The sequence below is a fragment of the Clostridium malenominatum genome (genome assembly GCF_039521365.1).
In the GTDB taxonomy this organism is placed as follows: Bacteria; Bacillota; Clostridia; order Clostridiales; family Clostridiaceae; genus Clostridium_AW; species Clostridium_AW malenominatum.
Genome location: NZ_BAAACF010000001.1, coordinates 856,391 through 878,117, shown reverse-complemented (window position 1 = coordinate 878,117; position 21,727 = coordinate 856,391). Strand labels below are relative to the sequence as shown.

Genomic DNA, 21,727 nt, shown 5'->3' with positions numbered 1-21,727 from the left:
TATCACAAATATACACCTGTCATGCATTATGATAGGTGTACTAAAAGGAGTATCAACATATAGTAAAATTCCGCCTAGCAAAATTACATTTTATCAAAAGACATAAAAAAATTAGAGGCAAATCCTAATGTTAAACATGTAAGTGAGTTAGCAATTACATATACAGATGATTTTAAAAAGAAATTCATTGAAGAATATCTATCTAGGAAATTACCACGTCAGATGTTTATACAATATGAATTTGATATAGATATACTAGGTAAAAAACGAATTCATCAGGGTTCGGAAAGATGGAAAAAGGCTTATGAAAAGAATGGTATTATTTAAAGGCTAAGGATTCACGAATATCACGAGAGCAAGAAGATTTAAAAGTGAAAGGATTGTATTAGTCGAAAATTCATTTTATGGTTGCTAATAGTGTTGCTTATAGAAAAAATCTCAAAAATAGTAGCCCCAGACGCAATTTGGATAGCTACTATTTTTAAACACTTAAATTTTTAGTGATGCCAGTTGCCTAAGCAACTAGAATTGTATACTATAGAGTGCTCTAACACCCTATTTTTATTTTGCTCATATCTTAATTATATTATAACAAAGTAAATATTAAAAATAGACATATATTTATAAATTTAAAAATGTAGTGCTAAAAATTGTTTTTATTATACACTATTCTATTAATGCTTTTTTCTTGTAAAAACATTTCAAATAACTTTTCTGTACTATACTGCCATAGTTTTGTTTCTTCCTATTCTAATTTTTCATATAAATAATATTATTAATGGTTGAATTTAATATTGGGCTATTGGATATTCTCCAGTAGCCTTTTCTTGTATTATTATAGTCACTATAGTAAAATATTGTCATAAAGCTAAATTGAAAGTGGTGATTTTATTGAATTGGAACAATAAAATTAGTAAAGTAGCAGTTATTGCATATACAAAAATGACAGCACAATTTTATGCCTCACAGCTAAAAAAACTTTTTAAAGAAAATATATCACTAGAAGTTTATTCTGTAGAAGATAGCAATCTTACTAGCATTGTTTGTGACCTTATCATTGCATCCACCTATTCAATATATGAAATTGTTAAGACTTATGTCAGTAATTACGATGACATAGTCATAGCAGATATTACTTTAACTAAGGACTCTCTTGAAAAGCTAAGACAAATCCCTACTGGAACTAATGCTATGCTTGTTAATACTACCCTTGAAATGGCTGTAGAAACTATTGCATTGATCTATAACTCCGGTATTACTCATATCAATATGTTCCCTGTTTACCCTACAATTTCAACAATTCCCCCATATGATTTAGCTATTACTCCTGGTGAAGCATCCCTTGCTCCTCCTAGTGTAAATAATATTATAGACATTGGAAATAGGGTGCTTTCCATGAGAACTATTATTGATATTGCAGTTCGTTTAAATCTTGATGATATGCTTAAGAACGAAGAGTTTCAGAGTTGTTTTGGACTTCTTGCTCAAAGTGATGTAGGTTTAGAGCGTCTTTGGGAACAGGTTAGTGTACTTGAGAAAAAGCTTGATTTAATAATGCAAATTTTTGATGGGGGAATTTTGCTTCTAAATTATGGTGGTAATATAAGCTTTATAAATAAGTCAGCAGAAAAAATGTTAAGCATAGATAAGAAGCTTATCATAGGTGCAAAACTTAAAGATGTGCTATCTGAATTTTATGACTCGCTTGTTGCTTCCTTGGAAATAGCGCAAAAGGATAAGATTATAACCTTTAACTCACGGCTTTTAAGCCTGTCTTTTTACCCGCTATTTGATGGAGCCGAGGCGTTAGGGACAATTATTCTTATTAGAGAGTTTACAGATATGGAAAAAGAACAACATAAAATTCGTAAGCAAATTATTGCAAAGGGCCATATTGCTAAATACTCCTTTAATGATATTGCAGGCAAAAGTAAGCAAATGGAAATGCTTAAGGAAACGGCAAAAAAGATGGCTTTATCTGATTCATCAATACTGATCTGTGGTGAAAGTGGTACAGGTAAAGAACTTTTTGCACAATCAATACATAACAGTTCTAATCGTAGAAATGAGCCATTCATAGCTATAAATTGTGCTTCAATTCCTGAAAATCTTCTTGAAAGTGAACTTTTTGGTTATAGTGAAGGGGCATTTACAGGGGCAAAAAAAGGTGGAAAACTAGGATACTTTGAGCAAGCCCATAAGGGTACATTATTCTTAGATGAAATTAGTGAAATGGACTTGCACTTACAGTCGAGATTACTCCGTGTTTTACAAGAAAAAGAAGTTATTCGTATTGGCGGCGATAGTGTAATTAATATTGATGTTAGAATCATCTCCGCTACAAACAGAAATCTTAAAGCCTTAATAAAGCAAGGTAAATTCCGTCAAGATTTGTATTACAGACTTAATGTTCTTTCTATCAATATACCTCCACTGCGTCAGCGAAAGGATGATATTCCTCTACTTATTGAACAGCTTAAAGAACGCTTTCATTCAACTTTTAAAATTACCAAGGAGGCTATGGAACTAATTAAAAATTGTATGTGGGAAGGCAATGTCCGTGAACTAGGTAATTTTGTAGAACGATTAACCTGTTTGGATGTAGACGAAGTTGATATTGATATTGTTCGTCAATTTATCGATGAAAATGAATATTTTAAACCTACTCTTAAAGATGAAGAAAATAAACTGTTTCTAAGTCTTATTAATCAGAAACATACTAATCTTAAAAATTATTATAGTATATTAAAATTACTTGAAATAAATAAAAAAAGCGGTGTAAAACTTGGTAGAAGAAGCATTTCTGAGCTTTTACAAAAAGAAGGTTTAATAATTTCTCCTCAAGAAGTTCGCACTATTCTAAAAAACTTAGAATCCTTAAATATGGTCAACATACTTTTAGGACGTAGTGGTACAGAAATCACTGAATTTGGAATTAAAGCATGTGAGCTTCTCGGTGAAAAATACAATAGTATTTAAATTAAAAGGCTTAAAAGGGTTGAATAGTAAAATTATTTAACCCTTTTAAGCCTTTATTACAATCTAAAATACACGAATCATACAGTTTTAGGATTGGCATACAAATTGCTATTTGTATAAGTACAGCACCAATATGGAAAGGAGTGAATTATATTAACAACATGAGAGATATAATTGAATGGATTAAAAATGCAAACAAAGTGAAGTTGGGAACATTTCCAACTCCCCTTCACAGACTTGAAAGAATGGAAAAGGAACTTGATTATGAAGGAATTTACATTAAAAGAGATGATTTAACAGGATTAGGTGCTGGCGGAAATAAAATAAGAAGCCTTGAATTTATTTTAGGAGATGCAATTAACAAAAACTGCAATTTAATTATTGCATCAGGCCCCCCACAATCAAATTTATGTTCATTAACAGCTTCAGCCTGCGCAAAATTGGGACTTAAATGCGTCATTGTTAACAACGGCGAAGAGCCTGATAAGCTTCAAGGCAATATGCTGCTAAACTACATTTTAAATGCCGAAATTCATAGCATAGGAATTGCTACAAAAGAGGAGCGTGACCTTTATGTAAAAAATCTTTACATAAAATATAAAGATGAAGGTAATCGTCCCTATGTAATTGAAAATGGTGCTACTACAGGAATGGGTGCATTGGGCTACGTTAGTGCAACTATAGAAATGCAAAAACAATGCCTTGAAGGAAAACTGCCCATAAATACAATCTTTGCACCTGGCGGCAATGGCGGTGTAGCAGCAGGATTAATATATGGAAATGCTCTGCTTGGCCTTCCCTTTCAAATTAATATTATCAGCGTAGAAGACCACAAGGCTTGTCTCACTGAACATATTTTAAAAACGATTGATGAACTTGTAGAAATAACTCAAATTCCTTTTAACTTTAAATTAGAAGATGTATGTAATATTACAGACAAATATCGTGGTGAAGGATGGGGTGTTAACACAGAAGAAAGTACTGATGCAGTATTCCGATTTGCTCAACAAGAGGGAATTTTTATTGAAAATATATACAACAGTAAGGTGTTAGTAGGCATGGAAGCTGCAATTAAAAATGCAGAAGTAACAGGTGGCGTTTGCTATCTGCATACAGGAGGCTTTGGTTCATTATTTAGCCAATTTTAATCATCTAAAACCGACCATCCATAAATATGTTAAAAATATAAGGGGGAATCTCTATGGAATATGGTATTTTAACAATTATTACACCAATACTGGCAATGTTTATTGCTATTAAATTCAAAAAGGTACCTTTAGCATTGCTGGCAGGAGCTTTTGTAGGAAATTTAATCATGAACAACTGGAATCCACTTTCAGCTATAACAGTTACAGTAGATAGCATTATAGGTGTTTGTACTGATGCAGGTAATCTAAAAATCTTCATATTCACATCCCTTATGGGAGCTTTCGTCCTATTAGTCAAGGTTACGGGCGGTGTTGATGGTTTTGTTAACTACTTGACTGAACAAAATAATAAGATTAAAAATAAAACAATGGCTATGCTTTTAGCTTATGTGATTGGTGTTATTATTTTCGTTGATGGTTTACTAAGCATTATGTTTACGGGTGTAGTCACAAGACCAATAACTGATAAATTTAAGGTTTCAAGAGAAAAATTAGCTTATATTTGCGACTCTACATCAGCACCAATTAATGCCATTATTCCACTTAACTCCTGGGGTGCTATGCTAATGGGGCTAATAGGTGCTCAAGTGGCAGCAGGTGTTATTACAGGCGATCCGCTCCAACTATTAATAGGGAGTTTACCTTTTCAGTTCTATTGTATAGTTTCTCTTATTATGGTGCTGTTCTATATCCTTACAGGCAAAGACTGGGGGCCTATGAAAAAAGCTGAAGAACGTGTACGTACAACTGGTAAGCTATACGATGATGGAGTTACTCCATTATTACCAGATGAGACTGGCGAAGAAAGAATTATTCAAAAGGGTTCAGAAAACAAAAATAATATGACCATTCCCCTATTTGTTTTAATTATAGGTACAATTTGCGGACTTCTAATAACAGGTGGCGGAAATCTAACGAAAGGCGATGGCACTACTTCTATACTTTATTCCATAATAATAACACTCATTGTTATGTGGGTATACTATACTAAGCAGAAAATTATGACCTCAAAGCAATTTAGTGAATATGTTTATAAGGGAATTGGAGACATGCTTTCACTAGTAATACTTCTTACCCTTGCTTTCGTAATTGGTAGAACTATTTCTAAGCTTGGTACAGGCAAGTATTTAGCAAGCCTTGTATCTGGAAAAATCAGTGGTGCTTTTGGCCCTGCAATCATCTTTGCACTTGGTGCAATTATGTCATTTAGCACAGGTACAAGTTGGGGTACTTTTTCAATAATGATGCCTATTGCAATTCCAATGGCAGTTTCCATGAATTCAAACATAATGTTAGCAATAGGGGCAGTAGTTTCAGGAGGAATTTTTGGTGATCACTGCTCACCAATGTCAGATACTACAATTTTATCTGCAATGTCTTCTGGAACAGATCTTTATTCACACTTTAAAACACAATTTCCTTATGCGCTGCTTAGTGGCGGTATTGCAGTAGTATGTTATGTAGTAATGGGATTGATTATATAAAAAACTTTAGAGAGGCTTCTCCTTTTTAGGAAAGTCTCTCTTTTTTCACGGTGTTCCATAGCATTATTACTTAAAATATTTTTCCAATTCGTCCAACGTTTCAATATCAAAAATATCCGTAGCAATAACATCAATAGTCTCTTCATCTAATTTTTTTATGTTTTCTTTATATTCTTCTGGAATAGCTTTAAACTTTTTTATAAGTTGTTTTATGAGAATTTCAGCCTTGCCTTCCTCTTTACCCTTTTTCATTCCCTCTTTTATTCCCTCTTTTACCCCATCTTCTCTTAACATTTTTCCTATTTCGGTCATTGATATCAACTCCTTGAATCTTAATTTTATAATGATTTATTTAATCTTAGCAAAAGTTATTTTAATCAAATATAAAAATGCATTAGATTATTAAATATGTTAATTTATTTTTTAACCTTATATAATATTTCTTAACAAACTTCGGGTGGTGCCTGACCCTCTTGCGAGGGGGCAATCTACCAAACTTGCTGATAATATAATACAGATACCCACCTGCCTTAGGCAACTCTAAGTTTGCTTCAGTAATAATTAGTAACTGTCCCTTGAAAATAAAATTGTTTCTATAATCGCTGCTGTTACTTCCTTCATCAAATTCACCTTTTATATAATTATTACTAGTAAAACAAATTGTGTTTACAGTTTGTTTACCTACCCCAGAGGCCATTCCATAAAATGGATGATCCTTACTTCTAGAATTTTGATGCAAAATCTCTGGAATATAGAATTCTCTGTAGAATCATAACTAAAAATATGCTATAATCGACGAGTACAATTTATTATAGTTGAATGTGGGCTACTGGTATCACTCATCTCTTTATGAAGGGAGGTGATACATATGAGTAACGACGTTTTAATGTTACTATTTGAAGGTGGATTATTCTTAATTGCACTATTAACATTAATAGTGTTGCTTATAGAAAAAATCTCAAAAAAATAGTAGCCCCAGACTGCAATTTGGATAGCTACTATTTTTAAATATTAAATTTAATAGTGATGCCAGTTGCCTAAGCAACTAGAATTGTATACTATAGGGTGTTAGAGCACCCTATTTTTATTTTGCTCATATCTTAATTATATTATAACAAAGTAAATATTAAAAATAAACATATATTTTTGATATTTTTTCTTTTAAATTCTTAATTAATTCTACCTTCCCATTGGCGGATAGTAGGCAATTTCCTAAATATTACTTTTAGGCATTTCAATTATTCTTTCCTACAGCACTCCTCATGAACCCAATTTTTCCATTCCTCAGTAAATCCTAAATCAGTTTGGTATATAACTGTATTTGCTGCGATAATCTGTCTTTTACAATATTCACATATGGTATCTAATTTAGCTAGTTGTTTTCGTCCTGTCCATAAAGGTTTAAGTTCATTCTTTAACTCTTCTTCCGTAAACTGCTTACAGATTAAATCTCTAATGTAACCTGAAAAATTATCTCCATGGGTGAATTTAGATTTCTTTTTAGCTAGAGTATAAACATGGTCAGGAAGGCTAATTGATACTTTTTTACTCATTGCTACTTTAACCTCTATAATATTACTATTCCATATTATAATATGTCCATAGTGTTATTTTGTGCATTTAAAGTAGGAAAATATATCAAAGAATAACATCTCTATCCAAACATATAGCAAACCCTTCAGAAATAAACCATCCTTCCCCCTGGAGCCTTTCTTTCAAATCTTTTTCACTATGGTCTTTCAGTAAAAACTCATAAAGATTTTTATAATAATACTTGTTGTCCCATAAAGCTTCATCATTAATTAAACTAGAACATAACTCAGAATAATTATTAATACCTAAATAATAGTTGCCATATCTCTCATTAATTATAATATCTTTAGCAGTAGCAAGGTTATTTTGGGCAATGTTAAAAATAGCATTAAATATCCAATTACTTTCATCTATATTCAAATCCATGTCCTTGCTTATTTTATCTAGTATATCATTAACCTCTTCCTGTTCATAATTCTCAGCATTATAATCATCTTTTATACTAAACTCTGTATAGCACTCTCTGTAATTTTTAGATAGCTCATAGCAAAATATCATATCAAAACTAGTGTTTAACAAATATGTTCTATTACCAATTAAATTGCAGAAAGCTTCTTTAGGATTTATACCATGAGAAAAACCTATAACTTGTAGATTTTCTATGTCTGGTACATCTGATTCTGAATTAGGCTGATAAGTACATCCTTCATGGGTTAAAAATATATAGTTATTCATATTAAATTTTCTCCCTTTTTTAAAATAATTGATCTGATCTTAGCAGAAAAGTTATTTTGGATCAAATAGAAAATGCGTTAGGTTAAGAATTTCAATTCTATCTACTAACGCATTTTGTTATATATATTCATCATTTCTCAACAAACTTTGGGTGGTACATAACCATCTTGCTCTATAAATCGGTTGTTCTTTAGAATAACAACTATTTTCTTAATATTATATTCTCTAACTTTTCATTGGGTTCATCACCAAGTAACTCTAACAATTTTTCTGCAATTGCTCTACCAAGTAATGGCGGAACTGCATTGCCAATTTGCTGATATTGAGCATCTTTAGTTCCATAAAATACAAAGTTGTCTGGAAATGATTGGAGCCTGGCAGCTTCTCTTATACTGATAGCCCTATCATTGTCAGGATGTATCCACATAGACTTTCTAGCATTTAGAACTGTCCCTGATGGCATTTCATAATTTAAACGTAAGTAAATAGTATTCTGTGTTCTTGTAGGATCACTATAAGTTGTTTTTAAATTTTCATTTAAATCATGAAAATTTTGCCCAGGCTGTAAATTCTTAAAACGTTCTAATGCAGTATCTCTGGTATCTGTCACTATATGATTAAATATTAATTTTCCCTTATTCAGATATTTTTGCAAAGGATTTAAATCCCTTGTTTTTTTATCATTCTTTTGTATCGGAATTGATTCAACTTTTACTGTTGTTTCATAATGTGCCAATTCCTCTATAGCATCTCGTATAGTATAAAACTCATTAGATGACTTAAGTATTGCCGTTGGTAATTGTACTTTGTCTTTTTTTAAATATTCATTTTTAATGCCTATGATAATAAACCGCTCTCTATTCTGTGGTACCCCATAATTAACTGCATTTAAAACACCAGATTCTACATCATATCCTATGGATTTGAATTTTTTTATAACGTATTCAATAATATTATATGTATTAACCAATACACAAATATTATTTTTTTCTATAGCCATATCTATTAAAATTATATTATAATCCCTAATTTCCTGCATTTTATAAATAGCCTTGTGAGTTTCTATTATTACTTTTAATGAATTTTTAAGAGCATTATATTCATTGCCAGTCTTTAAAAATGTATTAAATATGTCTTTAGCTTCATTGAAAATTTGCTTGAATTCCTCATTCCAAAAATTAATCTTAAAATTTCCCCAATTGTCTAATATCTTAATTATAGCTTTCTCTGATTTTTTAATATATTTATTTAGTTGCTCTAAAGATTTTGAGTTGCGATATAAAGCATTTAACTTAATGTAATCCTGTTTTTCTAGTGTATATTTTTTTAGAAAGTATTCATGCTTCAAAAAATCTATAAATTCGCTTGTACAAATCGTAGCCTCAGCAATGGATACCTTTTCCTTTTTAATATTAACACCTAATTTTTCTACAATTCTTTTATTTTCTTCACTACAAAAAAATTTATGTTTACTTGAATTAATCATTTTAACATTTTCCATTACAAAGGCTTTAGGTTTAAGTTGTTCAATTGCCCTAATATATTCATTTACTAATTGATTATTACCACAAATCAACTCATTTTTTTGACGATTAGCATTTGAAAATCCTTGACAAGGTGGTCCACCTATTACTACATCTACATCACCATACTTTTCCTTTATTGCTCTATATTTATCATTTGTAATTTGAGTAATATCAGACTCCATTTCAGCACTTGGATGATTTTTTTTATAGGTTTCTTGAGCATGTTTATTGTATTCAACAGCAACTTTTATGTCGAATCTCCCGGTCTCTTGAAAGCCATAACTAAGGCCCCCAGCACCAGCAAACAAATCTATTGTTGTATATTTTTTCATCTATACTTACCCTATAAAATTACCCTTTCTCTAGTATTTACGTTCTCTTATTTCTATACTCTAACTAACAATTGTAAAGAATAGTCTTGAAGATTATCACTATATTAGATAAAACATTGTTATTATTAGTATACTAACCCCTATTATAACTCATTAACATAATAGCAGAAATATCTTTACTAGTAAATAAATACTGCCATATTGATTTTACTATATTAAATTTCTTATCTTTAATACCCTATTAATCTAAATCAATAAATTTACTATACCAATTTTTCATTTTTATAACCTTCAGAGTAAGCTTTATCAAGAAGCTCTAATAATTTTTGACTTTGATATGAATTTGGTAATTTTATAGGTATTTGTATTGCTACCTTTAATGCTGTAAATACTTCTGGTGTGATTAACTTCTTTACTAATACAAATTCCTTAACTCTTTTCCAGTTTTCAGCCCCATACTCCAAAACTTTTGTTTGTGCTTCAACTCCTGAAATCAACTTTTGATCTTTTCTGGCCTCTTTCTCTGCTGATTGAATTTGAGTTTTATCAACTAAGACCTTTTCTATTTTATTACTTAATAATATTTTATTATTTCTAACTTTTGCCCAACAAGCTTCTCGTTTACACCACTGTGTTACATTTATTGTTTCCCTCTTAGAATCAGTTATTGTTTCAAATACAGCTTTCGTAATATTTACTAGCTCATTTGTTATCACTTCTGGCACTGACTGACGATTCCAAATTATTTGCATATCAATTTCCTTGTCTGGGAACTGAGATTTTACCAATTCATGTAACAGGGCAATAGAATATGTGACAATATTTGCCCTGTAACCCTGTTCATACCATAACTGATGAGTAACAATATTTTCAGTATGCTTAAATAATATTGTCAGTGCCACAGATTCTTGAAAATATTTTTCATTAAATCTTACGTCAGAACTTGACCACTCTGTGTCAATCCATTCTGCAAAATTCATAAAGTTAGTTTGTGCTCCTCGGCTAACTATATGTGGTAACCCTCTCCATGAATTTCTTACCTTTGCTAAATCAGTCTTAGTAAGCAATTGTTTCTTGGGATGTTGTGCTACAAACTTATTTTTTTCAGACTTTGTCATACGCATCTGAGCCTGCAAATATTGCCCTCTTGCTCTCTCATAAAACCATCTTGTATCGTATTGTGTACCTCCTATTGCTGGAGCAAAAATTCTTCGTGAAATTTGCTCCATTCTTATATGAAACGGGTGTGTAGAAAAAAAATCTGCGTCGTTTACTTTATTCTGACTATTAGAAGATCTTGAAATATTTCTTATTAATTCTCCTGATTTATCGGCATCTGCATCTATCTCTGTAATTTTCATTTGGACAAAAACATCTTCAAGATTTGCTTTATCTTTATGTCTTGCGTTAGATAACGAAGCTGTTGTTTGTCCACCATTTATTATTTGAAAATCTTTTGCATGAGTAATGTATTTACCATCCTCTAAATTTTCAATTACTAAATCCATCGCTGTTGCAGAAACTCCATTATTAAAAGCGAAAAACATATTTGGTACTTTTAATATAGTTTCTCTAATTTTTTTATTTACTGCTACTTTAGTTGATAAAAATGATCTTACGTTTCCTTCAAGTAATTGACTTCCAAAGTAATCATAAATATCTGCTAATATATGTCCAGGTATTATGCATAAAAAACTTCTATATTCATCTGTTGCTGTACCGCTTGCTTCAAGACAGGGTATTCCTTTTCCTGTATATGCTTTAAAGTCAATCTCAATATTTTGCCTTCCCGTATCAGAAAAACAAACTTTAAACAATCTCTCGATATCCCAGATTTGCAATTCTGCTTCGATATCTCCGATAAGCTTTGATGGTAACACATCAATTCGATCACTCATATACCCATCAGTTATTAATAATAGTCTATATTTTCTAATCCTGCTTTTATTAGATCTTAATAGCTCAACCAAGTCTGCACATGGTGTGCTTATCTCTATTTCCTTATACAACCTATCACCATAAGCTTCATCTATAAAGTAAAGCAACCTATCAAATATCTGAATTGCCTGCGAACGTGTCACTACCCTTTCCCCTTCGCTCCCCGAATAATCTGCCACTATGAGATTCATAGTATAATCAAATTCATCCAGAACATATCCATCTACTCTATATTTTCTATTATTCTTTCCAGTACCAATAAAAAAAGAAAATATGAAATCTGGCAAAACTTCTGCACTAATTAAATATTCAGTTGAAATCTGTACAAAAGCAGATGATGATCCTTCACCAACAGCAGCTGCTGTTGATTTTATGTCCTCTAAAAAATCTTTGCGAAAATCTTTCATGTCCATATTCATTCACTCCTATTTTAATCTCCAACCTTCGATTCCTGCTAAACTAATGTTGTATTTAGCTGATATTATTTCAAATGGAATATTTGACTTAATAAGCCTTGGAAAGTCATCATCAACCTTATACTTCTTTTTACCACCAAATTTATATCTCTGTTCATTATACTCTTTCCTATCACTATAGCCATATTTAAAAAGTTTATTTTCAAATACTTCTCTAGCTCTTACGTTATTTGCAAATACACTTCTTAATTCCTCAATTTTTTCCACTAACGTAAATCCTTTTGTATTTTCCGGTGCTGTCTTATCTAAAAAATATACACAAATCCAACCTGGTAATTCTGCATCTAATTGCTCTATAGAAGATATTGATATGCTATTTGTTGATATTCCTATACACTTAATTTCTGTCCATCCATTAACATATACAAAATCTTGATCTGCACCATCTGGTCCAATCCATCCATCTACAGCTACTTGTAGTTCCATACCATTTTTTATATTCTCTTCTAAGAATAACATTTCTCCTATAAGCCCTTTTATGTGTGTATCATCCATAAGTTCTGGCCGCTGATGCTCCATTAACTTTAGCCATTTATTATATCTTTCAACAATGTAGTCAACTGTATCACATCCTAACGATTTATCACGAGAAGATTCTATAATGTCCCAACACAAATGAATAAATACATCCTCATTCCCCTTCTTGATTAATCGAAAGGAAATTGCCCATCTACCATCCTTTCTTTGACCTGTTGAAGCAATTATTGATTTAGAGGAAGAAATATTTCCTGGGTCATTATTAGTTAATAAAAGAATTGTCTTTTGATTCATATCTTCATAACCAATATACCATTCAATTGGATGAGTATTATCTATTCGCTTATAGCCACCACCATAAAATGGAATTTCATCCCACTTTTTTATTAATTCCTTATTCGATAACATCTTCATCATCCTCATCTTCATCAATTTCAATCCAATTTTTTAAATCAACCATATTAACAACATAATTAGCAACTTTTGTACCATCATCATTACCTGGAAAGCCAATTCCCAAAGCAAAAATATATTTTGGAATATTGGAAGAAAGTTTCTTTCCTTCTTCTGCCTTACTTTCAATCACATGGAGCATTAATATAGGTTTTCTTCCCTTAATTAGATAACCACTATCTGAAATATTCTTATTTGGATGATTTTTAGCAAATTCAATTTTAGCCTTTTTGATTTCATCTTCAGTTAAACCAATTCTGGTAGAACCACCAGCACCAACTTTTACCTTACTCCCATTAATTTTGATCATTTTATTATCTTCTGTTACAGTACGTACAGCAGGTCGAATTTCAATATCATTATATGCACCTGTTAAAGTATATATATTTGCACTTGATCCTTGAGGCATTGCAACATCCCAATCTGACAGTTCGATATTATTTTCTATATAATCAGCAAGAGCTCTACCCTGAAAAGCTAAATGCCAAGGATGTGTATCAAAACTTCTGAGCAAATTGACTACTAAATCCTTGGGAATGCCTTTCCATAACTTCGCAGTTTGTGAAGTTTCTACTGCGGTTCCTATGCTGTCTAGATTAGCAACAAACAATTTGAAAGCTTTTTCATTAGAATTTAAAATATTTTTATCATTCTTTAGCCTTGGTGTTTCTAAGAGTCTGCCTGAAACAGTAATAGGTCTTGTAACCGCTGTAGCTGTCCTCATCTTATTCCTAGCCGTAACTATTAAAGAACTAGGGTCTTGACGAACTTTTAGTCCAAATTCTGAGGGAGTTTGATTAACAGCTCTCATTCTTGCTATTTCAAGCTTTAACTCATTGGTGGCTTCTGTTATATACCCATACCAATCAACTGCTTCTTCTGCCATCCATATCTTAAATAAGTCATCATAATTTGTTCTATAACCAAACCATCTTCCCATTTGTAATAAAGTATCATACATTTGAGAATTCCTGTAAAAATAACTTACACATAAGCCCTCAAGCGTAAGTCCTCTAGATAAGCTATTCCCTCCTACAGCTATTACTCTAAACCCATTTGTCTTATGAGCATAATAATCTAGACTTGCAGATCCTGTTTTTTGGTTTACAGCACGTACATCAATCGGAGTTACTGCTTTATATAAAAATTTCTGCTGCAAATCTACCCAAGAGCACCTTGCAATACCCTCCAATTTATATTTTTCCCAAATTGCTTTCAGAAATCGTATTGAATATATTTGAGATGACTCATCTTTATTTAATGCTGCATAATTTCTTAGTTCTGACCTGACTTTTATAAGCCACTCATTCACTAGCTCACTTATCTTTGTTTGAATATCTGTAAATCTACTAACATTTATAAGCATTGATCTATGTTCGGTATTATCTCCACGGAAATCTCTTATTGCATTTACAATCATAAAATACCCTATTGCTTCAAACATACTTGGTGGCAAGGCATAAATATCATCATCTTTTTTATGCTTAAATGGGAAAAAATTATCCATTTCTTCGTTTTTAATCTTTAAAACTGAATTAGTGTATGTTCCATTACCACCAAAAATCGCATCAGCCCCTATGTAATTAGTTGGAGGTGATAATGCGTATATAAAATCTCTTGGAAATAAATCATCTCCAATCATGGCATCTTTTGTCTCTGGATTAATAAATATATTGGCAAAAGGGGTTGCTGTAATACCCAAATATGATGCCTGATAAAAACTATTCAATATATTTCTAATCGAAGCATTTATAGCCGCTGGATTCTGATCATCTTTTTTTGTATTAACAGAAGCATTATCAGCTTCATCATCTATTAATAGAAGTGGTAAATCTATTTTATTATTCATATCTGCATTATTTGAAACCAACCAACTTTGTAAATTATTTAACACCTTTTTATTTTTCTTAACAACAAAAATTGCTGGTTCACTAATATTCGTTAATGTTAAATCATTGCTTTGTAAGATAACAGAATTAAAATCTGTATTAACAGATGTAAAACAAGAAATCCTTTTATTCGGATTAATTCTTCCTACGCCAAAAGGTGTATTCTTTATAATCTGATCAGCTTTAGGGTCTAACAGATATTTGCTTCTTCTTCCAGCAAATTCTGTATCTAATCGTTCTTGTGTTTGTATTCTCAAGTTTTCCATCATTCCAGCCAAAACTATGATAACCCTATATCCACAATCAGCAGCTTTATTACATATTGCTGTATAATTTGCTGTTTTACCTGACTGAACATCTCCAAGTACAAGACCTCTTCTCTGAAAAGAGTTTGTTGGATCTTTCGGGTCACCTAGCAAATCTATAATTTCATCCGAAACCTTATCTAATGTTGCAGTAACTCTTGTATTCCATCCTCTTTCATCTTCAAGGTACTTTTTATATCTGTTCCAATAGAAGAAATCAATATCAGCACGCCTTGCTGGTAACCACGATTGATGCTTGCTATTCGGGTCATAAATATATACTCCATCATCCATAATAATAACCATTGAAGCCTTTAACTTTTTTAATATATATTCATATTCTTCATCTGTTACAGGCGAAGTTGCTTGTGTCATATTTCTGATATCATTTGCTTCCTTTATAAATTCAGCTTCAGTTGGTGGAATTTCCTTGTACTTTGTGTTTATAACTGCCGAAATAAACCTTTCTAACATTTCAATATTAACTTTGTTCATTCTGTTTTACCCCTTTTTAAAATTTCTATATATAACTTCCCTATATTCTGAAAATGGTTCAGTCAAAAGCAATCTTTCTAGCATTTCCTCTCTTTCAAAATTGTTTCTGCATCCTGACAACAATTGAATTAATAAATCGATTGTTGCACTTTCTGAAATTTTTACTTCGTTTTCAACTTTCTCATCACTTGTTAGATCTATATATAATGAATTTAATGGTAGATTACCCTCTATTTGTAATAGCAACTGCTCCAACAATTGTTTAGTTTCTATACTAATATCTTGTAATTTCTCTATTAGAAGATAATCTCTATTAATCTCGTAAATAATTCCATTTTGTCTTGTCTTTATCCTGTTCCAAATATGGATTTTTGAATCATCTATTTCTTTTTTACCTCTATATGTCCAAGTTCTTTTACTTCCTTCAGAAATTTTTTCAATGATATTTCCTAAATTTTTTCGTATCTCCTCTGGTGGTATTGCTGTTGACTTTTTTATGTCTAGTGTCCATAAATCATCAAGTGAATTAGGAATATCAACCTGAACCCTTGCAAGTTTTGACAATTCTCCTTGCTTCATTAATCTAAACCAAGTTGCCCAGACAAGTAATCTTTTGTTTCTATAAACGTAAAATCCTTGTTTCCTTCTTAAACCATCCTTACCACCTAACTCTTTAATTTCAGATTCCGATAATTTCGAAGTATGCGGTAATATATATGGTCTTACAATTACGCTCTGTCCCCTAATAATTATTGACTCATCGTCCATTGATTGAATACTCTTCTTTGCTAAAAAAGGATCAGCCGCTTTCAATTTATCACTATTTATTAATATATCTATTTTCTTTAATCCTTGTTCTCCAGATAAAAACCTGTGAAAAACTAATGATATATGGTCTCTAACTGTATCCATTTTCAATCCCAAAGATGTAACAAAGTCACTTTCTCCAATACTTAATCTATCAAGATTTTGCCAAACTACTAATGTTCCATTCCCATGTGTAATAAGTTCATTAAATTGTGGCATTTGTTTAATTTCATCCTCTTCAAGGATAATAAGTGACCATTCTCCAGTTTGTAGTACATAATCAAGATCCCATCTTCTACCAGAAAGTTCACCATTCTTTAAGCTAACCACCGTCAACCTTCTGCATTGAGATAGCGATGCTGTCTTAAGACCGAGTCCAAATCGACCAAGATCATTTGGTTCTCTTTCCTCTCTTGGATTTTTACTCCCATATTGCATAGCAACATTAATTTCATTTCCTGTCATACTAGATCCATTGTCAAGAATAGAAATGTACGGTTGTCCGATCGGGAAAAATTTAATACTTATCATGGATGCTTGTGCAGTAATGCTATTATCTATAATATCTGCAATAGCAGCTTCAAGAGAGTAACCAATTGCTCTCGTGGACTCCATAAGGGTTGGAGCATATGGTGGCAAATTAATAGTTCTCATAATACACCTCAAACTAACTAATATTAAACTCTTTCGTGAATAGACTTACATATTTTCTATTTACAAATTCGTAAAACTTAACAAATACTCAAAACCCAATTAGTTATGGGTAAAAACGCGATTCCATCAAATCCCCCCTCACCAAACCTTAATCTTAGTAAACATAAATCGCAGACAACTTTTACTTAAAACCCTTTAAAACTTTTCATATCATTCTATTTTTTCCTCTATCTTCACAAAACATATACATTCAGCATATGTAGCAATATAATCCTTAACCTTTGTTTCCTTATAACCCCATAATAAAAAATGCTACTCAATCGCCCTAAGCACTACCCCCTCACTAAATCCCCCTCTTTCCTCTCTCTTTTTCTCCCTAACTTCCATAAGCTCCACTTCTCCTTTTCCAACAAAAGAAGCTAGTGCCGCTATAACTTCATAAATATCAGCTAATTCTTCTATGTTTTCCGCTTCTAAAAACTCATCTACCTCTTCTTTAAGTTTTTCCTTCAGTCTTATGTAGTGTTCTTCTTTAGAAACTACTTCTGCTTCACATTTCTTGCCGCTTTTTTCTATTACTTCTGGTATTTTATCTCTTACTAATTTGTTATATATCTTCATTAGTTTTCTCCAACCTTTCCTTATAAAACCTACTAATTCTATAATCAATAACATCCTTAAAATGTTCCACAAATATTCTATTATTTATAAACTCTTTCAACTCATCCCTTAATGAGTAACTGTCACCATTTTCTTTAAAGAACTCTCCTGCTGAATTTACAAAGGCATCTCTTGGATTTTTTGCTATTTTTAAATACTCTTTTTTACCCCAAGTCTTATAGTCCTTACTAGACTTATCCCTTAGTAAATCTACTCCATTAGAAGGCTTGCTGTAGAATTCTTTAAAACTCATATATATTTCATCTTCTGTTACAGTAAGCTTTAAATCTCCCTTATTGTAAAATGCTAAAAGTAGTGGCATTTTATAGGTTTTAGTCATAGGTGTGGTTTCAATTTTCTTTATAAATTCATGTGCTACTGTATTTATAAGCTTCTTTTCACCTTCTGAAAGCTCATTTATGCTATGTAAAAATCCTAAGTAATCATTGAAAATATTTATTTTAGCCTTTGAACGTATATTGCTATAAATATCATCATCCATATATTTATACATTTGAAGCCTTGTTGGTCTTTCCCCTATTTCCTCTTTTACTCTATAAAATTCTCCTATGATTATATCTGTTATCTTTCTTTGCTCTTCTGCTAACTTCTTAAATAAATCTACTAATCTAAAATCAAAATTTACAATACAATCTTCTGGGTATTCTTCTTCCCCTGGAATATACCCACCCTTACCTTTTTTATCTATATTTTTTATATCTCCACTTATAAAAAAGGGTATTAAATTAGCCTTTTTATAATTACCTATAAAATCCAACACATTAACATACTTTTTATCATTATGTCTTCTAAGCCCCCTACCTAGTTGCTGCAAAAATACTGTGGGAGATTGAGTTGGTCTTAAAAACATAACCATGTCTACAGAAGGAACATCTAATCCCTCATTAAACATATCTACAGAAAAAAGAACTTTTATTTCTCCATCCTTTAGTTTGTCTATAGCTTCTCCTCTTTCCATGGAATATTCCATTTTATCTCCGCTCATTACAGCACAAGCTTTTATTCCATTTTCACAAAAATATTTTGCCATGTAATTCGCATGATTTCTGCTAGAGCAAAAGCCCAAAGCTCTTTTGCTATTATATTTTTTATAATGATTTAATATTAAATCCGCTCTTTTACCTATCATTAAAGCTTTTTCTAATTCTAGATCATCATACTTACCATTTTTAAAACTTATCTTTCCGTAATCTGTTTCATCATAAACACCATAGTATCTAAAAGGTACTAGCCATCCCTTATTAATTGCTTCTTTAAGCCTTACTTCATAAACTACTTCATGATCACATATCTCAAATACATCTCTATTGTCCATTCTCTCAGGGGTAGCTGTTAATCCAAGTAAAAACTTTGGTGTAAAATACTCTAGTATGTTGGTATAATTTTTAGATACAGCATGGTGAAATTCATCTATAATTATGTAATCAAAATGATGCCTTTTAAAATATTCTTCACATAAATATTCCTTCTGACCTAAGGTTTGTACGGTGGCAAATAGAATATCTGTATCCCTAACTTTTTCCTCTCCATTAAAGAATCCGGTACTCGCTTCAGGTCTAACACATACAAAGGATTCTTTAGCCTGATTTAAAATTTCCTCTCTATGTGCCACAAATAGTACTTTGGAGAAATTCTTTGAATCAAAAGCTGCTAAATAAGTTTTCCCTATACCTGTGGCTGCCACAACTAATCCTCTATCAAAACCTTCTTCTCTAAATTTTTTCAACTTATATAATGCCTCTATTTGAGCTCCTTTAGGAGAAGGGTAGTTTATTATTTTATCTTCTACTTCATTATCCTCGTATTTTTCCAAATCTATAAAGAGCTTGGGTCTTCTCCATGACTTTGAATATCCATCCAACTCATTATCATCTACCACGATGGAATAATTGTTAAAAAGATTTTCAAATGCATCTTTGTAGTATTTAAATTCTACCTCATGGCCATTTTTATGAATTCTATAATTCCACTCTATTCCATCAGTTAAAGCAGATTTTGAAATGTTTGAGGAACCAACAAATATGTCCCCTCCATCTTCATATTTAAATATATAAGCCTTTGGATGAAATGATTTATTAGCAACATTATAAAATCTTAAATCTACCTTATCACCTAGGGCATCTTTTAGAAGAAAAAGAGCTTGAGGCTGAGTTATATTAAGGTAATTTCCTGTGAGTATTCTTATAGGCACATCTCTTTTTATGGCTTCTTTCAAATCCTCCACTATAAGCTTTACTCCAGATTCCATTAAAAAAGCTACTATTATATCAATTGACTTAGCCCTCTTAAAAGAAATTTTCAGCTTATCTAAAAGATGGTTTCCATCTCCTGTAATACAGCTACTCAAAATTTCGGCTTCTTTATATGCAAAGTTTTCTTCTACTGCAATGTTTACATGCTCTCTTTTTTTTACTTTAATTATTTTATTAATTTTCTTACCCATCATAGGCAACTAAGGCTTTCTTTATATTTCTAACTCCTCCTCTAGGATTCTCTACGTCTCCTTTATACCTTGGAATTAGATGTACATGTAAGTGATTTATTGTCTGCCCAGCATAATAACCTACATTGATTCCTACATTGTATCCTGATGGTTCATACTGTATATCTATCATTTCCTTAACTTCATGCATAAGGCTATATATAGCTTTTATTTCTTCTTCTGTAGCTTCAAAGAAAAATGGGAAATGTCTTTTAGGTATTATTAATACATGCCCTTCATTTACTGGAAACTTATCCATTATGGCAAAGGCCAACTTATTTTCACATATTATTTCTGATGAATTATAATTACAAAATATACACTCTTGCATATCTTTCCCTCCCAATAAAACAATGATAATTATATTTAATATTTGTACATACTTCCTAATTTATCCTAAGAACATTTTAGCATGAACACCATTAAATTGACATACTTTAACAAAATATTGTAGATATTTTACATTTTAAATATATTACTGTAAATAACTTATAAATATCTTCAAAATTATCTTTTAAAAGAAAAATCCCCCTACCTCCAAGTAAAAAGGCATCATTTCCATCAAGTAAACCTTTCTTAAGATAGCACATATAATACAGTGAATATAATTGAAAGGAGACATAGCTTATGTACAACTACCCTAATGGAAATTACTGCGAACACTGTCAAAATAGTCAGAATTATTATAATCAATGTCATAGATGTCCTCAATGTTGTTATCCTGCTCAACCTTCCATAAATAAACCATCATTGGACTATGCCGTTTCTGTACCAATTAACTTAGCTAAATCTTTGGAAGGAAAATACTTCGTGGGATATGCTGATAATCTCACCTTTGGGAAAGGCACTAGCGCCTGGGCAAGGCTATATAATCCTATGAATTCAGGAGTAAACTTGCATGTAACAGTTTGGACTGTGACGGATGTATCTGAAGGACCCTTCCGAGCCCAAATCTGGTTTAACACTACCCCCCCTGGAACACCTCAGGATTCAACACTAGTAACACCTGCCAACTTAGCACTTTGTCCTTTGCCATGTCCTAGGATAAAACTTCAATATGCAACAAATGTGGAGGGAGATCCAACAGGGGGTATTAAGGCTTTTGTACGACGTGGTCTGCCTGAATCTACCTTGGTAGATGATGAACAAGGAAAATTTATATTTCCACCTGGAGGTTCTTTCCTAATCTTTTTATCTAACCCAGAAACACCGAATTTAGCAGCTTCAGGTAGAGTTGCTTTTGGTTGGTGGGAAGAACCTATATGCTAATAAGATTTGCAAAATGAATAAAACTAACGGCGTTCAACCTTATAGTAGAACGCCGTTAGTTACG

17 protein-coding genes are annotated in these 21,727 nt (G+C 31.7%); 6 read left to right on the top strand and 11 right to left on the bottom strand.

All coding sequences use genetic code 11. The features are described from left to right. Positions 1 to 87: 87 nt before the first annotated feature. The 4 genes from ABDZ69_RS17100 to ABDZ69_RS04330 all read left to right on the top strand — a co-directional run bounded on the left by ABDZ69_RS17100 (position 88) and on the right by ABDZ69_RS04330 (position 5,611). A complete protein-coding gene (locus tag ABDZ69_RS17100) occupies positions 88 to 327 on the top strand; it encodes an HTH domain-containing protein (RefSeq protein ID WP_425544640.1) in 240 nt (79 codons plus the stop codon). 564 nt (positions 328 to 891) lie between these two features. Next, positions 892 to 2,979, top strand: coding sequence for a sigma 54-interacting transcriptional regulator (locus ABDZ69_RS04340; RefSeq protein ID WP_343767002.1), 2,088 nt, complete (start codon positions 892 to 894; stop codon positions 2,977 to 2,979). A gap of 161 nt (positions 2,980 to 3,140) precedes the next feature. Further along, positions 3,141 to 4,127: a 1-aminocyclopropane-1-carboxylate deaminase/D-cysteine desulfhydrase gene (locus tag ABDZ69_RS04335; RefSeq protein WP_343766999.1), complete on the top strand. Its 987-nt coding sequence runs from the start codon at positions 3,141 to 3,143 to the stop codon at positions 4,125 to 4,127. A 53-nt stretch (positions 4,128 to 4,180) separates the two neighbouring features. After that, positions 4,181 to 5,611 (top strand): Na+/H+ antiporter NhaC family protein, encoded by a 1,431-nt coding sequence (locus tag ABDZ69_RS04330; protein WP_343766996.1) that lies wholly within the window; start codon positions 4,181 to 4,183, stop codon positions 5,609 to 5,611. Between the two features lie 66 nt (positions 5,612 to 5,677). Here ABDZ69_RS04330 and ABDZ69_RS04325 read toward each other — a convergent pair whose 3' ends face one another. Next, the gene (locus tag ABDZ69_RS04325; RefSeq protein WP_343766995.1) at positions 5,678 to 5,923 is read right to left on the bottom strand and encodes a DUF4351 domain-containing protein; all 246 of its coding nucleotides are present in this window, start codon (positions 5,921 to 5,923) and stop codon (positions 5,678 to 5,680) included. A 556-nt stretch (positions 5,924 to 6,479) separates the two neighbouring features. Between ABDZ69_RS04325 and ABDZ69_RS04320 the strand changes: the two genes are divergently transcribed. Continuing rightward, positions 6,480 to 6,581: a putative holin-like toxin gene (locus ABDZ69_RS04320; protein ID WP_343766992.1), complete on the top strand. Its 102-nt coding sequence runs from the start codon at positions 6,480 to 6,482 to the stop codon at positions 6,579 to 6,581. 268 nt (positions 6,582 to 6,849) lie between these two features. Here ABDZ69_RS04320 and ABDZ69_RS04315 read toward each other — a convergent pair whose 3' ends face one another. The 10 genes from ABDZ69_RS04315 to ABDZ69_RS04270 all read right to left on the bottom strand — a co-directional run bounded on the left by ABDZ69_RS04315 (position 6,850) and on the right by ABDZ69_RS04270 (position 20,725). Then, positions 6,850 to 7,164 carry a hypothetical protein gene (locus ABDZ69_RS04315; RefSeq protein ID WP_343766990.1) on the bottom strand — a complete coding sequence of 105 codons (315 nt, stop codon included), beginning with the start codon at positions 7,162 to 7,164 and terminating at the stop codon, positions 6,850 to 6,852. An 85-nt stretch (positions 7,165 to 7,249) separates the two neighbouring features. Continuing rightward, positions 7,250 to 7,879, bottom strand: a complete 630-nt coding sequence (locus tag ABDZ69_RS04310) for a hypothetical protein (RefSeq protein ID WP_343766988.1) — start codon at positions 7,877 to 7,879, stop codon at positions 7,250 to 7,252. A gap of 202 nt (positions 7,880 to 8,081) precedes the next feature. Continuing rightward, a complete protein-coding gene (locus ABDZ69_RS04305; protein ID WP_343766985.1) occupies positions 8,082 to 9,737 on the bottom strand; it encodes a DNA cytosine methyltransferase in 1,656 nt (551 codons plus the stop codon). Positions 9,738 to 10,000: 263 nt separating this feature from the next. Beyond that, a complete protein-coding gene (locus ABDZ69_RS04300) occupies positions 10,001 to 12,088 on the bottom strand; it encodes an AIPR family protein (RefSeq protein ID WP_343766983.1) in 2,088 nt (695 codons plus the stop codon). A 12-nt stretch (positions 12,089 to 12,100) separates the two neighbouring features. Then, on the bottom strand, positions 12,101 to 13,036 hold the full coding sequence (locus tag ABDZ69_RS04295; protein WP_343766981.1) for a PD-(D/E)XK motif protein: 936 nt from the start codon (positions 13,034 to 13,036) through the stop codon (positions 12,101 to 12,103). Continuing rightward, complete coding sequence (locus ABDZ69_RS04290; RefSeq protein ID WP_343766979.1) at positions 13,023 to 15,770, bottom strand: Z1 domain-containing protein; 2,748 nt, start codon at positions 15,768 to 15,770, stop codon at positions 13,023 to 13,025. The genes ABDZ69_RS04295 and ABDZ69_RS04290 overlap by 14 nt, the downstream gene beginning before the upstream one ends. 6 nt (positions 15,771 to 15,776) lie before the next feature. After that, on the bottom strand, positions 15,777 to 17,231 hold the full coding sequence (locus tag ABDZ69_RS04285) for an ATP-binding protein (protein ID WP_343766978.1): 1,455 nt from the start codon (positions 17,229 to 17,231) through the stop codon (positions 15,777 to 15,779). Positions 17,232 to 17,543: 312 nt separating this feature from the next. Continuing rightward, on the bottom strand, positions 17,544 to 17,852 hold the full coding sequence (locus ABDZ69_RS04280; RefSeq protein WP_343766977.1) for a nucleoside triphosphate pyrophosphohydrolase: 309 nt from the start codon (positions 17,850 to 17,852) through the stop codon (positions 17,544 to 17,546). Beyond that, entirely contained in the window at positions 17,839 to 20,355 is a 2,517-nt protein-coding gene (locus ABDZ69_RS04275; RefSeq protein WP_343769585.1) for a DEAD/DEAH box helicase family protein, read from the bottom strand. Before ABDZ69_RS04275 ends, ABDZ69_RS04280 begins: the two co-directional genes overlap by 14 nt. Next, entirely contained in the window at positions 20,348 to 20,725 is a 378-nt protein-coding gene (locus ABDZ69_RS04270; RefSeq protein ID WP_343766974.1) for an HIT family protein, read from the bottom strand. The genes ABDZ69_RS04275 and ABDZ69_RS04270 overlap by 8 nt, the downstream gene beginning before the upstream one ends. Positions 20,726 to 21,021: 296 nt before the next feature. Here ABDZ69_RS04270 and ABDZ69_RS04265 point away from each other — a divergent pair, with 296 nt between their 5' ends. Further along, on the top strand, positions 21,022 to 21,663 hold the full coding sequence (locus tag ABDZ69_RS04265; protein WP_343766973.1) for a DUF6143 family protein: 642 nt from the start codon (positions 21,022 to 21,024) through the stop codon (positions 21,661 to 21,663). Positions 21,664 to 21,727 lie beyond the last annotated feature (64 nt).

Bases quoted from the DNA above. Each gene is read 5' to 3' on its own strand.
- ABDZ69_RS04280 (WP_343766977.1), bottom strand. From the start codon at position 17,852: ATGAAGATATATAACAAATTAGTAAGAGATAAAATACCAGAAGTAATA.
- ABDZ69_RS04310 (WP_343766988.1), bottom strand. From the start codon at position 7,879: ATGAATAACTATATATTTTTAACCCATGAAGGATGTACTTATCAGCCT.
- ABDZ69_RS04335 (WP_343766999.1), top strand. From the start codon at position 3,141: ATGAGAGATATAATTGAATGGATTAAAAATGCAAACAAAGTGAAGTTG.
- ABDZ69_RS04275 (WP_343769585.1), bottom strand. From the start codon at position 20,355: ATGGGTAAGAAAATTAATAAAATAATTAAAGTAAAAAAAAGAGAGCAT.
- ABDZ69_RS04265 (WP_343766973.1), top strand. From the start codon at position 21,022: ATGTACAACTACCCTAATGGAAATTACTGCGAACACTGTCAAAATAGT.
- ABDZ69_RS04290 (WP_343766979.1), bottom strand. From the start codon at position 15,770: ATGAACAAAGTTAATATTGAAATGTTAGAAAGGTTTATTTCGGCAGTT.
- ABDZ69_RS04325 (WP_343766995.1), bottom strand. From the start codon at position 5,923: ATGACCGAAATAGGAAAAATGTTAAGAGAAGATGGGGTAAAAGAGGGA.
- ABDZ69_RS04320 (WP_343766992.1), top strand. From the start codon at position 6,480: ATGAGTAACGACGTTTTAATGTTACTATTTGAAGGTGGATTATTCTTA.
- ABDZ69_RS04270 (WP_343766974.1), bottom strand. From the start codon at position 20,725: ATGCAAGAGTGTATATTTTGTAATTATAATTCATCAGAAATAATATGT.
- ABDZ69_RS04315 (WP_343766990.1), bottom strand. From the start codon at position 7,164: ATGAGTAAAAAAGTATCAATTAGCCTTCCTGACCATGTTTATACTCTA.
- ABDZ69_RS04285 (WP_343766978.1), bottom strand. From the start codon at position 17,231: ATGAGAACTATTAATTTGCCACCATATGCTCCAACCCTTATGGAGTCC.
- ABDZ69_RS04305 (WP_343766985.1), bottom strand. From the start codon at position 9,737: ATGAAAAAATATACAACAATAGATTTGTTTGCTGGTGCTGGGGGCCTT.
- ABDZ69_RS04295 (WP_343766981.1), bottom strand. From the start codon at position 13,036: ATGTTATCGAATAAGGAATTAATAAAAAAGTGGGATGAAATTCCATTT.
- ABDZ69_RS04300 (WP_343766983.1), bottom strand. From the start codon at position 12,088: ATGGACATGAAAGATTTTCGCAAAGATTTTTTAGAGGACATAAAATCA.
- ABDZ69_RS04330 (WP_343766996.1), top strand. From the start codon at position 4,181: ATGGAATATGGTATTTTAACAATTATTACACCAATACTGGCAATGTTT.